Here is a 15808-nt window from a genome sequence, read left to right on the forward strand (position 1 = left end):
GGCGGGTACGACTTCCGGTGGAAACCGGTGCCGGACGGTTTCCGGTGGCGCGGTCAGACCGTCGTCCGGTAGATGGCCGCCTGCGAGGGCGCACTGTTCGCGAAGTTACAGACGAACAGCGAGTCCCGCGTGGCGTCGGTCGTCCCGAAGCACACGTCCGAGGGGAAAGATAGCCGGTCGTCGTCGCTGACCGTCGCGACCGACCCGTCGGCCGTCACGCTGACGATCCGGTTCTGACTGTTGGCGGCGACGTAGACCGTGTCGTCCCGGACGGTGATCCCGTCGGCACCTACGATGTCCTCGCCCTCGTGAAAGGTCGTCGCCGTCCCGGCCGTGCCGTCGGACGCGACGGGGACTTCAAGCAGTCGTCCGGCCCCGTCGGCGGTGCTGCTCACGGCGACGTGGACGGTGCCGTCGGCACCCCGGGCCAGTCCGTTCGCGCCGAAATTCTCCGTGTCGAGGCGGTCGTCGTCAAGCCACGTCGAGCGTGTCCCGTCGGCGGTGACGGCGTAGACCGCCCCACCGTAGGACTCGGTGACCAGCAGTCGGTCGCGGTCGGCGTCGAACAGCAGGTCGTTGGGAAAGCCCGAGATCCCGACGAGTTGCCGAGCCTCGCCCTCGGGCGGGACTTCCCAGACGCCCGACTGCTCGCCGTCGGCCGGGACGGCGACGTAGACGGTCCCGTCGGGTGCGGTCTCGACGCCGATGGCCTGCGGGAGCGTCGCGACCTGCTCCGTGTCCGAGAGGGTCAGCCCGGACTCGGTGACGCGGTCGGCCGCGAGTCGCCTGACCTCACCGGCGGTGATGCCGAACAGCAGGTCGCCGTCGGCAGTAAAGGCCAGGTTCTCCGGGACGGACTCGCTCGGGATCGAGACGACCGTCTCCAGTTCCGACGTCGCGTCGTCGGGTGTCGCCTCGTCGGTCGTGGTCGAGCGGTCGGCCGTCGTCCCGGTGCTGGTCGTCGTGCCGGTTCCCGTCGGCGTCCCCTCGTCGGTTCCCGAACACCCCGCGAGCGCGGCGAGCGCCGCAACTCCGGTGGCAAGTGCCGTCCGTCTGGTCGCGGTCGGTTCGGACATCGGTCACACAGAACGACCAGCGCGGCTTGGATCTACGGGCACCGGCGAACGGCGCCCGGTATTCGAGAGACGGATCGCGTGCCCGGGCCTGGGATCACCCACTCCGGTGTCGCCGGGCAGCGTTCCGTCGCCCTCTCAATCCTCGGCCACCACGTCGCTGGCGCTGGGACTGTCCCCGCCGTGGGGCGTGTCCCGCCGTCGGACCTGGGCGGCGTGGACGCTCTCCGTCGAGTCGTCGACGATGACGACTTCGCCCGTGTCCGTGGGCATCCGGTCCTCGTCGGCCAGCGACGAGTTCACGTACGTCGGCTGGGCCGCCTGCAGGGCGTCGAGGTCAGCCTCGGAGGTCAGCCGGTGGGAGAGCAGTACGTCCGACTGGGAGATGCCCACCTCCGGCACCGCGCTCGGGCGCTGGGTCGCCACGACGAGACTCACGCCGGGCGCACGCCCCCGCGTGAGGATCGTCGACAGCGCCGACCCGGCGACGCCCTGGAAGAACGTGTGCGCCTCGTCGAGCAACAGCCAGGGGAGCCGGTCGACGGTCTCGGTCTCGCGGGCCTGGTACAGTGCCTCACCGATGCCCCGTACCACCGCGTTCATCGGGTCGGTGTCCATCCCCGCGACGTTGACGACCGTGATCTCCGGCCCCGCCAGGTCCTGGGCCGTCAGCCCGTCGGCGTCGAACACGCCCCACGCCTCGGCCATGTCGACGTGGTTGATCGCCGCCCGCTTGTCCGTGTTCGACGCGTCCACGGCGTCGATCACCGTACGCATCCCGTCGAGCGTGTCGGCCTCGCCTGCGGCCTGCCAGACGAGTCCACCGGCTCCGCTCTCCGGCGGGAGCCCCAGCAACGCACACCACGACCGCGAGTCCAGCGCCGATGGGGTGACCGCCGGGTCCTCGATCACGTCGGCCGGCACCGGGTCCGCGTCGCCCCGCGTGGGCTGATCGAGCGTCGTGAACACGTCCATCGGGTCGACGATGACGGGCGCGACGCCGCGGGCCCGCGCCAGCGACTCCGCGACGACCCCCAGCGTGTAGGACTTCCCGTACCCGCGCTTGCCGACGATCAGCACGGCGTGTGGGCCGTCCAGATCCAGATACAGCGGTGCCCCCTCGCTCCCGTCCAGCGCCCGGTAGGCACCCAGCCGGCCCGACGGCCCCGCATCGAGGTCCTGCCCGCGCCCGACGACGAACTCCTGACCAGTCATACTCCGCTGTGGCCCGGTGTTCGTATTTCAACTCTCGGGCCCACGTCCCGCTGTCGGCCACGTGAGCCGACCGAAAGGTACGTGATTCGGGGGGCCGTGGCTCCGCACGTGTTTCCGACCACGATCTACCCCGTGGTCGGTTCGTTCGCCGCGGCCGCCGGCACGCTCGCGCTGGGCTACTACCTCCGGTCGGTCCGGGACCGCCCCGGCGCGACCTGGCTCCTCGTGGTGCTGGGCGTCCAGTTCGCCCTGACGGCCGGCTACGGGGTCGGGTACCTCGTCTCCGACTACTGGCTCCGCTGGGCCGTCGAAGTGCTGTTCTGGGTGGCCTACATCTGTCTCGGCGCGCTGTTTATCGCCTTCGCGCTGGCCTACACCGGTCGGGGTCACGTCATCCGCTCACCGTGGTTCAGACTGCTGGCCGGGCTCACGGTCCTGCTGAGCTTGCTGGTCGTGACCAACCCGCTGCACGAACTCGTCTGGGCGGACTTCGCGGTTCGGTCGACGTGGGGACTGACGACGGCGTCGTTCACCCGCCACGGCGGCGCGTTCCTGATCCTGGGCGTCACCAGCATCGGCACCGCCGTCGGCACGCTCCTGCTCGTGGACACGATCATCAGCTACGGCGACGTCTACCGGGGCGAGGCGCTGGCGGTCGCGCTCTCCCCGCTCCCGCCGGGTATCGGCCTGATCGCCTGGACCTTCGGCATCGTCCCCGCACCGGGGATCAACGTCGCGCCCGTCCTCTTTCTCGCCCACGTCGCCTTCGACGCCTACGCGTTCGTCGGCAGCGGGATGTTCGACTTCCACCCCGCGACCCGGCGAGCGGGCAACCGGGCGGCCATCGCCGACCTCGGCAATCCGGTCGTGGTCGTCGACGAACAGCGTCGCGTCGTCAACTACAACCCCGCCGCCGAATCGACGTTCGATCTGACCGGCCGCGGCGTCCTGACCGAACCGTTCACCGCCTGCTACGAGGGCGACGAGATCGACCCCAGCGAGCGCGAACAGGACGCCACGATCCGGACGGACGCGGGCCGGCGGACGTTCAAAGTCACCTCCACAGATCTGGACGACGGGACCGGGGCCCACCTTGGCTACACGCTCGTCTTCCAGGACATCACCGCCGAACGTCGGCGCGAGCAGCGACTGGCCGTCCTGAATCGCGTCCTCCGGCACAACCTCCGCAACGACCTGACCGTCGTCGACATGAACCTGGACGCCGCCGCCGACCGCGCCGACGCGGACGTGGCCGAACTGCTCGACCCTGCCCGCGAGAAGACCCAGGGGCTGGTCTCGCTCAGCGAGAAGGCCCGCAGTTTCGAGCGCGTCGTCGAGGACGACACCGAGTCGCTGGTCGCCGTCCAGGACGTGGTCGGTGAGGTCGTGACGGAACTCCGCGAGGAGTTCTCCGACGCGACCGTCGAGATCGCGGGCACCGACGCCGCCCTGCTCCGGATCAACCCCGCCCTGCTCCGGGTGGTCGTCCGCAACCTCGTCGAGAACGCGCTGGAACACGGACGGATCGGCGAGGACGCCGCGGCGAGTGATGGCGGTGAGGACACCGCACCGGACCCGGACGTGACCGTCTCGGTGACGACCGACGACGACGCGGTGACCGTGACCGTCAGCGACCGCGGGCCGGGCGTCCCCGATCACGAACTGGCCGTCATCGAGGACGGCGACGAGACCGACCTCGAACACGGGAGCGGCCTCGGCCTGTGGCTGATCACCTGGAGCGTCGACGCGGCCGGCGGCGACGTCACGTTCGACGTGACCGAGACTGGGACGACCGCGACCGTCCGATTCCCCGTCGTCGGCGTCGAGGGTGAACACTACGAACCGGCCGCCGACCGCGAGGTGTCGACAGACGGCTGACGGACTCGCCGGGCGTCCGCACCGAGACACAAATTTCGGCTGAAGTTTCCACGAGGCTTATAGTACCCGTCGCACAAGGGGAGCGTGACTGCAGTTCCCTCCAACACATGGCCCTCGGTGACGTCTTCGCCGCCCCGCTCGGCCTGGCCGCGCTCGCCGCCCTCGTCCCGCTGTTCGTGCTGTACCTCATCCAGCCCGATCCGCGGGAACTCCCCCTGCCCACGGTCGCGTTTCTCCAGTCCGACCCGGACGAGGGCGGTTCGAACCCGGTCCTGGAGCGACTGCGCCGCAACCTCCTGCTCCTGTTGCAGGTCCTCGCCATCCTCCTGCTCGCGGTCGGGCTGGCCGCCCCCTACGTGACGACGACCCGCGAAGTCAGCGCCCAGCCCACCGTGCTGGTCGTGGACGCCTCCGCCAGCATGGCCACCGAAACCGGCGACGGAACCCGCTTCACCGAGGCCGTCGCGGCCGCCAAGGAGGCCGTGGGAACGCCGACGACCGTCGTCGTCGCCGGCGGCTCCGTCCGGACGCCCGTCACGGCGGGCGACCCCGAAGACGCGCGGTCGGCACTGGACGGCCTCCGTGTCACGCACGCGCCGGGCGACCTCCGCGGTGCCGTCGAGCGCGCCCGCGAACTCGCCGGCTCCGAGAGCCGCGTCCTCGTGTTCAGCGACTTCGCGGGCGGATCGGGGGAGGGGGAGGCAGGCTGGAAGCGGGCCGCCGACGCGGTGCGAGCCAGTGGCGCGGCACTCACGCTCCGACAGTTCGGCGGCGGGACGACCGAGAACGTCGGCATCGTCGGCCGGTCGTTCGAGAACCAGCGGGTCGTCCTGCGCGTTGCCAACACGGGCGCGACGGCGACCGAGCGCACCCTGACCTTCGCCGGCAAGTCACGGACGGTGTCGCTCCAGCCGGGCGACCGGCGCTCTGTCGTCTTCCCGCTCCCGGCGGCGTCGACGACCGCCCGACTCGACGGCAGTGACGCGTTCCCGGTCGACGACAGCGTGCCCGTCGCCGTCCCCGACGAGCAGGCAGAGGACACACTGCTGTTGACGAACGGGGACAACCGGAACCTCCGGACCGCGCTCGAAGTGATCCCGACGGTGAACGTCACCGTGAAGCGTCCCCCGGTCTCGACGACCGGCGACTACGACACCGTGGTGTTCGCGGACGTGACCGCCCAGCGCGTGCTGGGGTCGACCGTCGAGACTGCCCGGTCGACGGTCGAGGACGGCGGCGGCGTCCTGATCCAGGCCCAGCGCAACGTCGGCGACGTCGGGTACGGCGACCTCCTCCCGGTCACACCGGGCGAGATCGAACAGTCCGGCGGCATCGACAACGTCACCAGCCACCCCGTCACCACCGGCTTCGACTTCCCGGCTCCCGACTACCACCTCGGGGCCACGGCGACCGGGACCGCACTGGTGACGCTCTCGGACGGGTCGCCGCTGCTGGCCACCGGCGGACGGGCGGGCGGCCGAACGATGTACTACGGCTACCTGCCCAACCAGACCGCGTTCCGCTTCGACTACCGCTACCCCGTGTTCTGGAAGCGGGCGATCCACTGGCTGGCCGGCCGCCCGTCGCAGTCGGACCTGAACAGGCGGACCGGGACGACGCTCCAGTTGGCCAACGAGACGATCGTCGAGACGCCGACGGGACAGCGGACGACGGCGGCGGTCCAGCTGGACCGTGTGGGCACTTACCGGACGGCGGACCAGCGGACCAGCGCCGGCCTACTCTCCCCCGCCGAGTCCAACGTGAGCGCCGCCCCGGTCGACGCGGGCGGCGACGGAGCGGGCGATGGCGGCCCCACGACGGGCCAGCAGGTACAACAGGACCTCACGCCGCTGGTTCTGCTCGGCCTGCTCGTCCTGCTCGGGGCCGAGTTGGGGTATCTCCGCCGACGAGGTGACATCTGATGCCCGTCGAAACGACGCTGGCGGGGCTCCGGATCGGCCTCCAGCGTCCGCTCGTGCTGGTCGCGTTGCCAGTGGCGATCGCAGTGCTCGGCGTCGCCTTCCGCCGGCGCGAGCGGGCGGTGTTCACGGGGCGGTCGCGGGCGCTGTTCCTGGCGTCGCGACTCCTGCTCGTGACCCTGCTGGTCGTCGCGGCCGCCGGGCCCTACACGCTGGCGACGACGGACTCGGCGGGCCAGCCGACGGTGACGATGCTCGTGGACCGGTCGGCCAGCATGGCGACGACCGACGCCGCGGCCGGCGAACTCGCGACCGCCATCGAGAACGAGGGCGTCGCGGTCAGGACCCGGACCGTCGGCAGCGAGACGGACTCGTCGGTCGGCGACGCGGTGACGGGCGCGCTCGGCCCGAACGGGAGCGTCCTGCTGGTCTCGGACGGCCGCGTGACCGGCGGCCGCTCGCTGGACGCGGCCGCGGGCGTCGCCCAGCAGGTCGACGCCTCCATCCACGCCGTCTCGCTCGACTCGAACCGGACCGAACGGGCCGTCGCCGTCACCGGGCCGGCAAAGACCAGCACGGGCGTGGCCAACCAGTTCCGCGTGACCGTCGCCGGCGTCGCGCTCGGGGACACCACCACGACGCTGTCGGTCAGCGTCGACGGCCAGCGGATCCGCGAGGAGACCGTCGAGGGCGACGGGGGGCTGACGTTCACGTACAACTTCTCCGAGACAGGGAGTCACCGCGTGACCGCCCGGATCGACGGCGAGGACGTGTACGACCGCAACGACGTGTTCCGCAAAACGGTACGAGTGGTCGAACCGCCGAAGGTCCTCTACGTCTCCCGCGGTGACTACGCCTTCGAGGGCTTCCTCCGGGAGGTTTACGACGTGGACACCGCCGAGTCGATCCCGGCGAACCTCTCGGGGTACTACGCCGTCGTGGTACAGAACGTCGCGGCGGGCGATCTGGGCAACGTGAGCGCGCTCCAGCGGGCCGTCATCGACGGGACGGGGCTTGTCACCGTCGGCGGCCCCAACGCATTCGAGCGGGGGAACTACCGCGAGTCGCTGCTGACCGACCTCCTGCCGGTCACCATCGGGGAGGGCGGCGAGACCTCGCGTGTGGTCGTCGCGGTCGACATCTCCGGCAGTACGAGCGGGTCGATGTCGGCCCAGCAGGCGCTGGCGCTGGACGTGCTCGACCAGTTGGGCGACGAGAACCGCGTGGGCGTCGTCGCGTTCAACAACCAGGTCTACCGGATCGCCGGCCTCACCGGGCTGGGGAATTCCCGCACCTTCCTCGAAGACCGCATCCGTCGGCTGGAGAGCGATGGAAGCACGGACGTGAGCGCCGGCATCGAGGGGGCGACCCAGATGCTCGGCTCTAGCGGGACGATCGTCCTGCTCACCGACGGGCGCGCACAGGGCGGGAACGCCCCGGCCGCGGCGGCCCGTGCCAGCGAGCGCGGCATCGAGGTGATCCCCGTCGGCGTCGGTTCGGAAGTGGCCGTCGACTACCTCCAGGAAGTGGCCGACGCGGGCGGCGGCGTCTTCCTCCGGGCCGACGAGTCCAACAAGCTCCGGATCGAGTTCGGCGGCGAGACCCGCGAGTTCCAGGGGCGCGGCCTCACGGTGCTTGACCGCACACACTTCATCACGAGCGGCGTCGAGTTCGCCGCCCGACCGGGACGGACCCACTCGGTCGCCGCGGTCAGAGGGGCGGACCTGCTGGTCGCCGGATCGGACGGTGCGCCGGCGATCACGGCCTGGCGGTACGGGCTGGGACGCACCGTCGCGATCACCGCCTACGGCGAGAACGGGGGCCTCGACGGCCTACTCTCGGCCCCCGACTCCCTGGGCATCACCAAGTCCGTCAACTGGGCCATCGGCGACCCCGAACGGCTGGCGACCGGCCTCACGTCCATCTCGGACGGCCGCGTGGGGAGTCCCGTGACGGCAACCTACGAAGGCGCCAGCCGGCCGTCGGCCGACGGCTACCGGTTCACCCAGGTCGACACCGGCCAGTACGAGACGACGTTCGTGCCGGCGTCGCCCGGCTACCAGTCGTTGCTGGCCGCCGAATACGCCGTGAACTACCCCCAGGAGTTCGCTGCCTTCGGGCAGTCGCGGGCCGTCCGGACCGCCGCGGATCGCACCGGTGGGCGCGTCTTCGAGCCGGACCGGGCCGCGGCCGTCGCCGAGCAGGTCCGCCAGGAGGCCCGGACTGTGGAGACGATCACCAGGGAGTGGACGTGGCTCGTCCTCGTCGCCGCCCTGCTCCTGTACCTCGTCGAGGTCGGCACGCGCCGACTCGTTCGCATCAGACACCTATGATCGGAACCAGACTCAACGTCGTCTTGCTCGCCGTGGTCGGACTGACAGTCCTCGGCGTCGCGGGCGTCACTGTCTACTACGAGTACAGCGTCGGCGACGTGACCGACCGCGCAGAACGACTCGCCCAACAGAAAGCGACCGCCCAAGAGGAACTCGCGACCGTTCGGGGCGAACTCAACGAAACCCGCGACCGACTCGCCAGCATCAACGAGAGCCTCGAAACCAGGCAGACGGACGTGCAGGACCTCACCGACCAACTGGAGGCCACGGAGCGCAACCTCTCTACCGCCCGCGACCGGATCGACCGGCTGGAAAACGAACGGCAGGAACTCCAGCGCGAGGTCGACGACCTCCTGAACGAACGGGCGGACCTCAGGGGGCGGGTGACCGAACTCGAAGAGCGGCGCGACGAACTGCTCCAGGAGAATACCGACCTCCGGGCCCGCAACACGAACCTCCAGGACCTGACCGACGAATTGAACGGCACCATCGACGATCAGGAGGATCGGATCGACGGCCTGAAGCAGGACAACGAAGCGCTGCAGGACGATCTCGACGTCGTCTGTGGGCAACTGAACAACAGCGCGCAGTATTCGGAGTGTAACTGAGATGAGCGACGAACTGGAATCCGAACCCAGCGAGGAACGCACCGGGATCGAGCGCGCGGTCCGGGCGATCAGGCGCGAGGGGTACAAGGCGGCCGCCCTCCACGCGGTGGTCGACGCCGTGGCCGTCTTCCTCGTCGTGAACCTGCTGACGCGGGTCGTCGCGGTGCCGTTGCCGGCGGTCGGCCCGGCCCGTGGCGGGACGGTCGCGGCCGTCGGCGTCGCCCTGCTGGCCGGCGGCGTCGAGTTCGGCCTCCGGGTCCGCTACTACACGGTCGAGCGGTTCGAGGCGGCCAATCCGGTCGTCGCGGACGCGCTCCGGACCGCCCGGGACGCCGCGACCGACGGAGCCGAGACGCAGATGGCCCGCCGGCTCTATCGGGAGGTCACGGAGCGGCTTGCCGAGACCAGTGCCGGCGGCTTCCTCCACACCCGCTGGCTGTCGGTCAGCGCCGTCGTGGTCGTCCTGGCGAGCGCGCTGACGGTCCAGGCGGCCGTGGCGGGCGTCACGTTCGCGCCGACGACGAACACGACCGACGAGAGGCGCGGACCGGGATCGTTCGGCGGGTCGGACAACGGCGTCTCCGAACTCCAGAATCCCGACGACGTGCTCGGCGAGCGCAAGGAGACCGCCGAGGGACGGGAGGAGATCGACGTGAACTTCTCACAGAGTCGCGGCGGCGGGGCCGGCGAGCAGGTCGACAGCTACGAAGACAGCGGGCTGTCGGCCGGTGGCGACGCCGTGGCGGCCCGCCAGGCCGGCTTCGCCGCCGATCGGAACCTCGAAGACGCGGATCTGGTGCGGGACTACAATCTGCGCGTCCAGCGTGATACCGATGACTGACGACACACTCGACGACGACGAGGTGGACCGGATTCAGGAACGACTCGCGGCAGTCCGCGAGGAGGTGCGAAAGCGCCTCGTCGGCCAGGAAGCGGTGCTGGATCAGGTACTCGCTTGCCTGCTCGCCGACGGGAACGCACTGCTAGAGAGCGTCCCCGGACTGGGCAAGACGATGCTGGTCCGGACCATCGCCGAGGTCACCGACTGCTCGTTCTCGCGGGTCCAGAACACGCCGGACCTGATGCCGAGCGACATCACTGGCACCGAGATCATCCGGGAGACCCACGACGGCCGGGAGTTCACCTTCGAGCCCGGCCCCATCTTCGCCAACGTGGTGCTGGCAGACGAGATCAACCGTGCGACCCCCAAGACCCAGGCCGCGTTGCTGGAGGCGATGCAGGAACGGCAGGTCACCGCCGGCGGCGAGACCCGGCACCTGCCCGATCCGTTCTTCGTGCTGGCGACACAGAATCCGGTGGAACAGGACGGAACCTACCCGCTTCCGGAGGCTCAGAAGGACCGCTTCCTGGCGAAGGTGCTCGTCGACTACCCCGACGAGGCGTCCGAGCGGGAGATCGTCGACCGGTACACCGGCCGATTAGACGACACCATTCCGGTCGAACAGCAGTTGGCGACCGCCGACCTCCTGCGCGCCCAGGAACTCGTCCGCCAGGTCCCGATCGCCGACGACATCCGGGATCGGGTGGTCGAACTGGTGCGGGCGACCCGCACGGCCGATCGACTGGAGTACGGCGCGAGTCCGCGGGCGAGCATGGGACTGGTCGTGCTGTCGAAGGCCCGCGCGTTCATGGCCGGCCGCGCCCACGTCACCGGCGAGGACGTAGAGGCGATGGCGCGCCCGGTGTTGCGACACCGCGTCGTCGTGGACTTCCGGGCCCAGCGGGACGGCGTGACCGCCGACATCGTGATCGGAGACCTGCTGTGATCGAACCCACCTTCCTCGACGAACTGGCCCGGTTCGACCCCTCCGTCCAGCGACGGGTCGACGCCGTCCAGCAGGGCGAACAGCGCTCGACGGAGGTCGGGGAGGGGCTGACCTTCAGCGACCACCGCAAGTACACCCCCGGCGACGACACCCGGCTGGTCGACTGGCGCGTGTACGCCCGCACCGAGGAACTGTACGTCAAACAGTACGAGGCAGAGCGCAACCTCACCGTCCACGTCCTGCTCGACGCCAGCACGTCGATGGACTTCGGCGGCGATCGGGCGAAGCCGGCGACCCCACACAAGTTCGAGTACGCCGCCAAACTGGGGCTTGGCTTCGCGGCACTCGCGGCGGCCGAGGGGAACGATTTCCGGTTCTCACTGCTCGGCGAGACCTTCGAGCGGATCGACCGCAACCGCTCGACTCAGGGCGAAGTCATGCGGTTGATCGAACGGCTGAACGAGACCGACCCCGACGGGGAGACGGACTTCCGGACGGCCTGTGAAGACTACGCCGCGACCGTCGACTCGAAGGCGCTGGTCCTCGTGGCGAGTGACTTCCTCGACGACCCCGCCGAGATCGAGGCGGGGCTGGCTGCCCTCCAGCGTAACGACCTGACGCTCGCACAGGTCCTCGCGCCCGACGAGCGGGACCCGCCGGCGCGGGGCGACACGATCTTCCGCGACCCGGAAGCCGACACGAAACTGCGGACGTACTTCGGCGCGAACGTCGAACGCCGCTACTACGACCGGCTCCAGTCCCACCTCGACGAGATCGAAGCGGTGGGGGACCGCCTGGGCGCGCGCCACGTCGCCGTCGACACCGGCGCGGACTTCTTCGATACCTTCGGCGAGGTCTGGGTGGAGTGAGACGGGGATCAGATTCGGTATCCGACCCGGACTGTACAATTAATCAGTTCTAGAACCGTAACTTCCTGACATCGGACTCGATACCCGACGTAGATCGAAATTATCCGGGATGATTCTCGGGCAGATACGTATTTATCGGTGTTTCGAGAGGGGAAAACATGGCAAATAGTCCCAACGTTTCTTTGAGTTTGTTGGAGTGCCGACCGTCCGTCGGGTGGCGACGGGCGAAGCCACACGCAGGAGGCCGCGCATGACGGCGGGCCGGAAGGTCCGGGCGGTGGTGCTGTCGGCGGTACTGGTGTTCTCCGTGCTTGTGGGTCCGGTCGCCGTGAGCGCGGAGACGCTCGGCGGCGGGAACGTCTCGGTCACCGGGGTCGGGAACGCACCGGACGTGGTCGTCAACGACGCGACCATCGAGACCAGCACGTCCTCGACGGTCGAAGTCGGGTACAGTACGACGATGGACCCGAGCAACATCGAACTGCGGCTGTACAACGACTCCAGCAGGGACCTCCTGGCGGCCAAGACCTCCGGGTTCGAGTCCAAGGAGGGCGTGGTCGCGATGACGGTGCCGGACAGCAGTGCCGCGGGCGTCCCGGCCAGCGGCTCCATTCCCGTTCGGGTCCGACTCAAGAACGGCGGAACCGACGCCATGATCACCTCGGACACCGCGGTGTTCGCGGTCGATACGCCGCCGGTCGTCACCGAGGTGACGCTGGGTAACGACGGGAGCGACAACCTCGCGCTCTCGTTCACGTCGGACGAGCGGCTCAGCACGAACGCGGGCGACGTGACCGTGACCGTCGACGGCCCCACGAGCGGTGCCGACGTGTACACGTTCTCCCGGAGCGACTTCGTCGAGGGGAGTCAGGACGGTCTGTACACTTACTCGCTGGCGACGACCCAGTCCTACGACGATGGGGAGGGGACGTACGCGGTCACGGTCGACGACGCCGTGGACACGAACGGGCTGAACGGCGGGGAGAACGGGGTCGGGAGTGACCTGTTCGGCACCCACTCCTACGGCTCGGACACGACGCCGCCGTCGATCTCGAACGTCCAGTTCGGCGAATCCAGCGGCGACATGATGGCACAGTTCGACTCCGACGAGCAACTCGGCACGAACAGCGGCGACGTCGGCGTGACGGTGACCGGTCCCAACGGCAAGAGCTACGCCTTCGACCGCACGCAGTTCGTCGAGAGCGGGACCGGTCCGTTCACGTACTCGCTGTCGGCCAGGCAGGCGTTCGACGACGGTGACGGCATCTACGGGCTGAGCGTCGACGACGTCAGAGACGCCGCCGGCAACAACGGCGGGATGAACGGTGCTGGCAGCGGCCTCACCGCCGGCTACGAATACAGTTCCGGCGGCGACGGCGGCGGTGACGGTGACGGCGGCGGTGACGGTGACGGCGGCATCAACTACCCGCCAGCCCCGTCGGTCGACTTCCACACCACCGAGATCGACACGAACACGCTCACGACACTTTTCGTCACGTTCAACGCGACCGGCGAAGTCGCCAGCAAAGACGACATCGAATTGTGGTTCTACGACGACACCAACGCCCCGGGGACGCCCATCGCCAAGCGGACGACCGTCGAGGCGACCAAGGGGCTGACGACCGTGCAAATACCGAAAGACAAGGTCGGGTCCAGCGACTTCACCGGGAAGATCGAACTCGTCGACACGAGCGGAGAGAGCCCGACGGCCCTGTCCAGTAGCTCGAAGACGATCGTCGTCTACGAGGGTGTCAGTCTCTCTGTGAGCCGGACCACGCTCACCGAAGAGGCAGACTCCGGCCTCGACGTGACCTACGACCTCGGCAACATCGACAAGGCCAACGCCAAGATCGTGGTCGCGGAGACGACCATCGACTCCGGCTGGGGGACCGAGTACGTGACTCCGAACGCACAGAGCGGGACGATCACGATCGACAAGGAGGCCTCCGAGATCAACCGGAACCTGACCGTCATCGCTCACGTCAAAGACACCTCACGCAGCCGGCAGGTTCAGTCCTCGATCGCACGGACCTGCATCGGGAAGGCCAGCTCGCCGTGTCCCAGTGTCGTCTCGACCTCCGTCAAGAACGCCGCGACCGGAGAGGAGATCACCGGCGTCGACGTGGCCACCGAGTGGAACTGGTTCATGAACGGCGTCGACTGGCACCTCCACCCCAGCGGTCAGCCCGACACCAGAGAGATCGACGGCGTCGACGGCATCGACAGCTCCACGATGCTGGCAGTGAACCTGACAGTCGACAAGTTCGATCCCCTGTTCCTGCTGGGCAACGGCGAGGCGAAAAACTGGTCGACCACGGCGGTAGACGACACCACCACCCGGATCACTTACTACGTGACCCCGGCCGATGCGTACTGGCACGACCAGATCCGCAACCCCGACCCCAACGAGTGGCCGCTGGCGAACGCCTCCGCCAACACCCACTACGACGCCATCGTCGATATGACCCAGGTGTCGCTCGAAGGGTCGGTGAAAGACGAGTTCCGCGAGAAGCTCCGGGGCGGGATGGTCGCGACCGACGCACAGGCGTTCGCCCCGCCGCGGTACACCGCACCGTCGAACGGCGACCCCGGGAAACTGGAAATCAGCGTGGCGTCACCGCACTTCCAGAACGACGGCGCGACGGTCAACAGGGGGTTTTACAACGCCATCATTCCGTCAGGTATCGTCTCGGACTGGAGCATCAACGCCAAACAGCTGACCGGCAACTACCAGGGAGCCGACGTACCCCTCGACGTCGAGGAACTCGACGACGGGAACATCAAGGTCACTGCGGACATCCACTACTCTTCGGGGACGGTCACGCTGTCGGGTAATCCCGACAAGCCGGTCGCCGACGCCGGCTCCGACCAGACCGTCGAGGAAGGCGCGTCAGTGACGCTGGACGGGAGCGGATCCACCGACAACAACGGCATCACGAGCTACGAGTGGGACGTGAACGACGACGGAACCTACGAGAAGACCGGCGCCAGCGTCTCCCACACCTACTCGACGACCGGCACGGAGACGGTGACCCTCCGGGTCAGTGACGGCTCGGACAACACCGCGACCGATACCGTGACCATCACGGTCGAAGCCGCCACCAGCAGTGGCGGCGGTGGTGGTGGCGGTGGCGGCAGTGGCGGCGGCAGTTCCGGAAGCAGCGGTTCGGCGACGACCGCCACCACGACGGAGACGACCGTCGAGCGAACGGCGAGCGGGACCTCGGTCACCGTCACCAATCCGGGCGACGAGCCCGTCACTGCCGACGTCGGCGGGTCCAGCGAGAGCGGGCGCGTCACCGTCGACCGGCTGACCGTCACCACGACGACCAGCGACGACTACACCCTCGACGTGTCGGCCTACGACCGGGAGCCCGATGACGCCGCCGCCGAGGCGACCGACCGTGACGTGGGAACCGAACCGATGGGCTACGTCCAGGTCGACCACTCGGTGTCCGACGCGGGCATCGACGGCGTGACCTTCGAGTTCGAGGTCTCTGCATCCACGCTGAGCGAGCGCGACCTCGCCCCCGAGGACGTGGTGCTGTACCGCTACCACGACGGCTCCTGGGGCGGGCTGGAGACGACGCCGGTCGACCGGACCGATGGCGCACACCAGTTCGAGGCCGACTCGCCGGGGCTCTCGACGTTCGCTATCGGCGCGAAACACCGGGCCGTCCTGTCGGTGGTCACAGCGACCACCGACGCCACCGAACTCGTCGTCGGCGAGACCGCGTCGGTCACGGTGTCCGTCGAGAACGACGGGTCCATCGAGGGGACGACGACCCTCGAACTCACCGCAGGAGAGACAGCGCTTGCCAGTCGGAACGTGACCGTCGCCGCGGGCGCGAACGAGACGGTCCGGTTGGACGCCACCTTCGAGTCGGTCGGCGACTACGCACTCCGCGTGGCCGACGCCGACGTGGGCGAAGTTTCGGTCGTCACAGCGGCCGCCACGGCGACGGCTACCCCGCTGCCGGCCACCGCGACCGAGACCGCCACCACGTCGTCCGGGGCCGGTCCCGGATTCGGTCCCCTCGCCGCCGCGCTCGCGCTGGTCGCCGCCGCGTTGCTGGCGGCCCGCCGACGCCGCGAGCGGTAACCTCCCGTCGAACTGCCTTTCTAT

At 69.2% G+C, this 15808-nt stretch carries 10 protein-coding genes; 8 read left to right on the top strand and 2 right to left on the bottom strand.

Annotation, left to right across the window (positions count from 1 at the left end):
* Positions 1-53: 53 nt before the first annotated feature.
* Positions 54-1076 carry an SMP-30/gluconolactonase/LRE family protein gene (locus EAF64_RS13260; RefSeq protein ID WP_129069474.1) on the bottom strand — a complete coding sequence of 341 codons (1023 nt, stop codon included), beginning with the start codon at positions 1074-1076 and terminating at the stop codon, positions 54-56.
* A 135-nt stretch (positions 1077-1211) separates the two neighbouring features.
* Positions 1212-2288, bottom strand: coding sequence for an ATP-binding protein (locus EAF64_RS13265; RefSeq protein WP_129069475.1), 1077 nt, complete (start codon positions 2286-2288; stop codon positions 1212-1214).
* Between the two features lie 108 nt (positions 2289-2396).
* Here EAF64_RS13265 and EAF64_RS13270 point away from each other — a divergent pair, with 108 nt between their 5' ends.
* The 8 genes from EAF64_RS13270 (at position 2397) to EAF64_RS13305 (ending at position 15784) form a co-directional block, all read left to right on the top strand.
* Positions 2397-4166, top strand: a complete 1770-nt coding sequence (locus tag EAF64_RS13270; protein WP_193767676.1) for a histidine kinase N-terminal 7TM domain-containing protein — start codon at positions 2397-2399, stop codon at positions 4164-4166.
* Positions 4167-4273: 107 nt separating this feature from the next.
* A complete protein-coding gene (locus EAF64_RS13275; protein ID WP_129069477.1) occupies positions 4274-6088 on the top strand; it encodes a DUF7408 domain-containing protein in 1815 nt (604 codons plus the stop codon).
* Positions 6088-8418 (top strand): vWA domain-containing protein, encoded by a 2331-nt coding sequence (locus EAF64_RS13280; protein ID WP_129069478.1) that lies wholly within the window; start codon positions 6088-6090, stop codon positions 8416-8418. The genes EAF64_RS13275 and EAF64_RS13280 overlap by 1 nt, the downstream gene beginning before the upstream one ends.
* Positions 8415-9026 carry a hypothetical protein gene (locus EAF64_RS13285; protein WP_129069479.1) on the top strand — a complete coding sequence of 204 codons (612 nt, stop codon included), beginning with the start codon at positions 8415-8417 and terminating at the stop codon, positions 9024-9026. Before EAF64_RS13280 ends, EAF64_RS13285 begins: the two co-directional genes overlap by 4 nt.
* 1 nt (position 9027) lies before the next feature.
* On the top strand, positions 9028-9867 hold the full coding sequence (locus tag EAF64_RS13290; RefSeq protein WP_129069480.1) for a DUF7502 family protein: 840 nt from the start codon (positions 9028-9030) through the stop codon (positions 9865-9867).
* A complete protein-coding gene (locus tag EAF64_RS13295; protein WP_129069481.1) occupies positions 9860-10813 on the top strand; it encodes an AAA family ATPase in 954 nt (317 codons plus the stop codon). Before EAF64_RS13290 ends, EAF64_RS13295 begins: the two co-directional genes overlap by 8 nt.
* The gene (locus tag EAF64_RS13300) at positions 10810-11682 is read left to right on the top strand and encodes a DUF58 domain-containing protein (RefSeq protein WP_129069482.1); all 873 of its coding nucleotides are present in this window, start codon (positions 10810-10812) and stop codon (positions 11680-11682) included. The genes EAF64_RS13295 and EAF64_RS13300 overlap by 4 nt, the downstream gene beginning before the upstream one ends.
* A gap of 250 nt (positions 11683-11932) precedes the next feature.
* Positions 11933-15784 carry a PKD domain-containing protein gene (locus EAF64_RS13305; protein WP_129069483.1) on the top strand — a complete coding sequence of 1284 codons (3852 nt, stop codon included), beginning with the start codon at positions 11933-11935 and terminating at the stop codon, positions 15782-15784.
* Positions 15785-15808 lie beyond the last annotated feature (24 nt).

This window comes from Halorientalis pallida, assembly GCF_004118325.1.
Lineage (GTDB): Archaea > Halobacteriota > Halobacteria > Halobacteriales > Haloarculaceae > Halorientalis > Halorientalis pallida.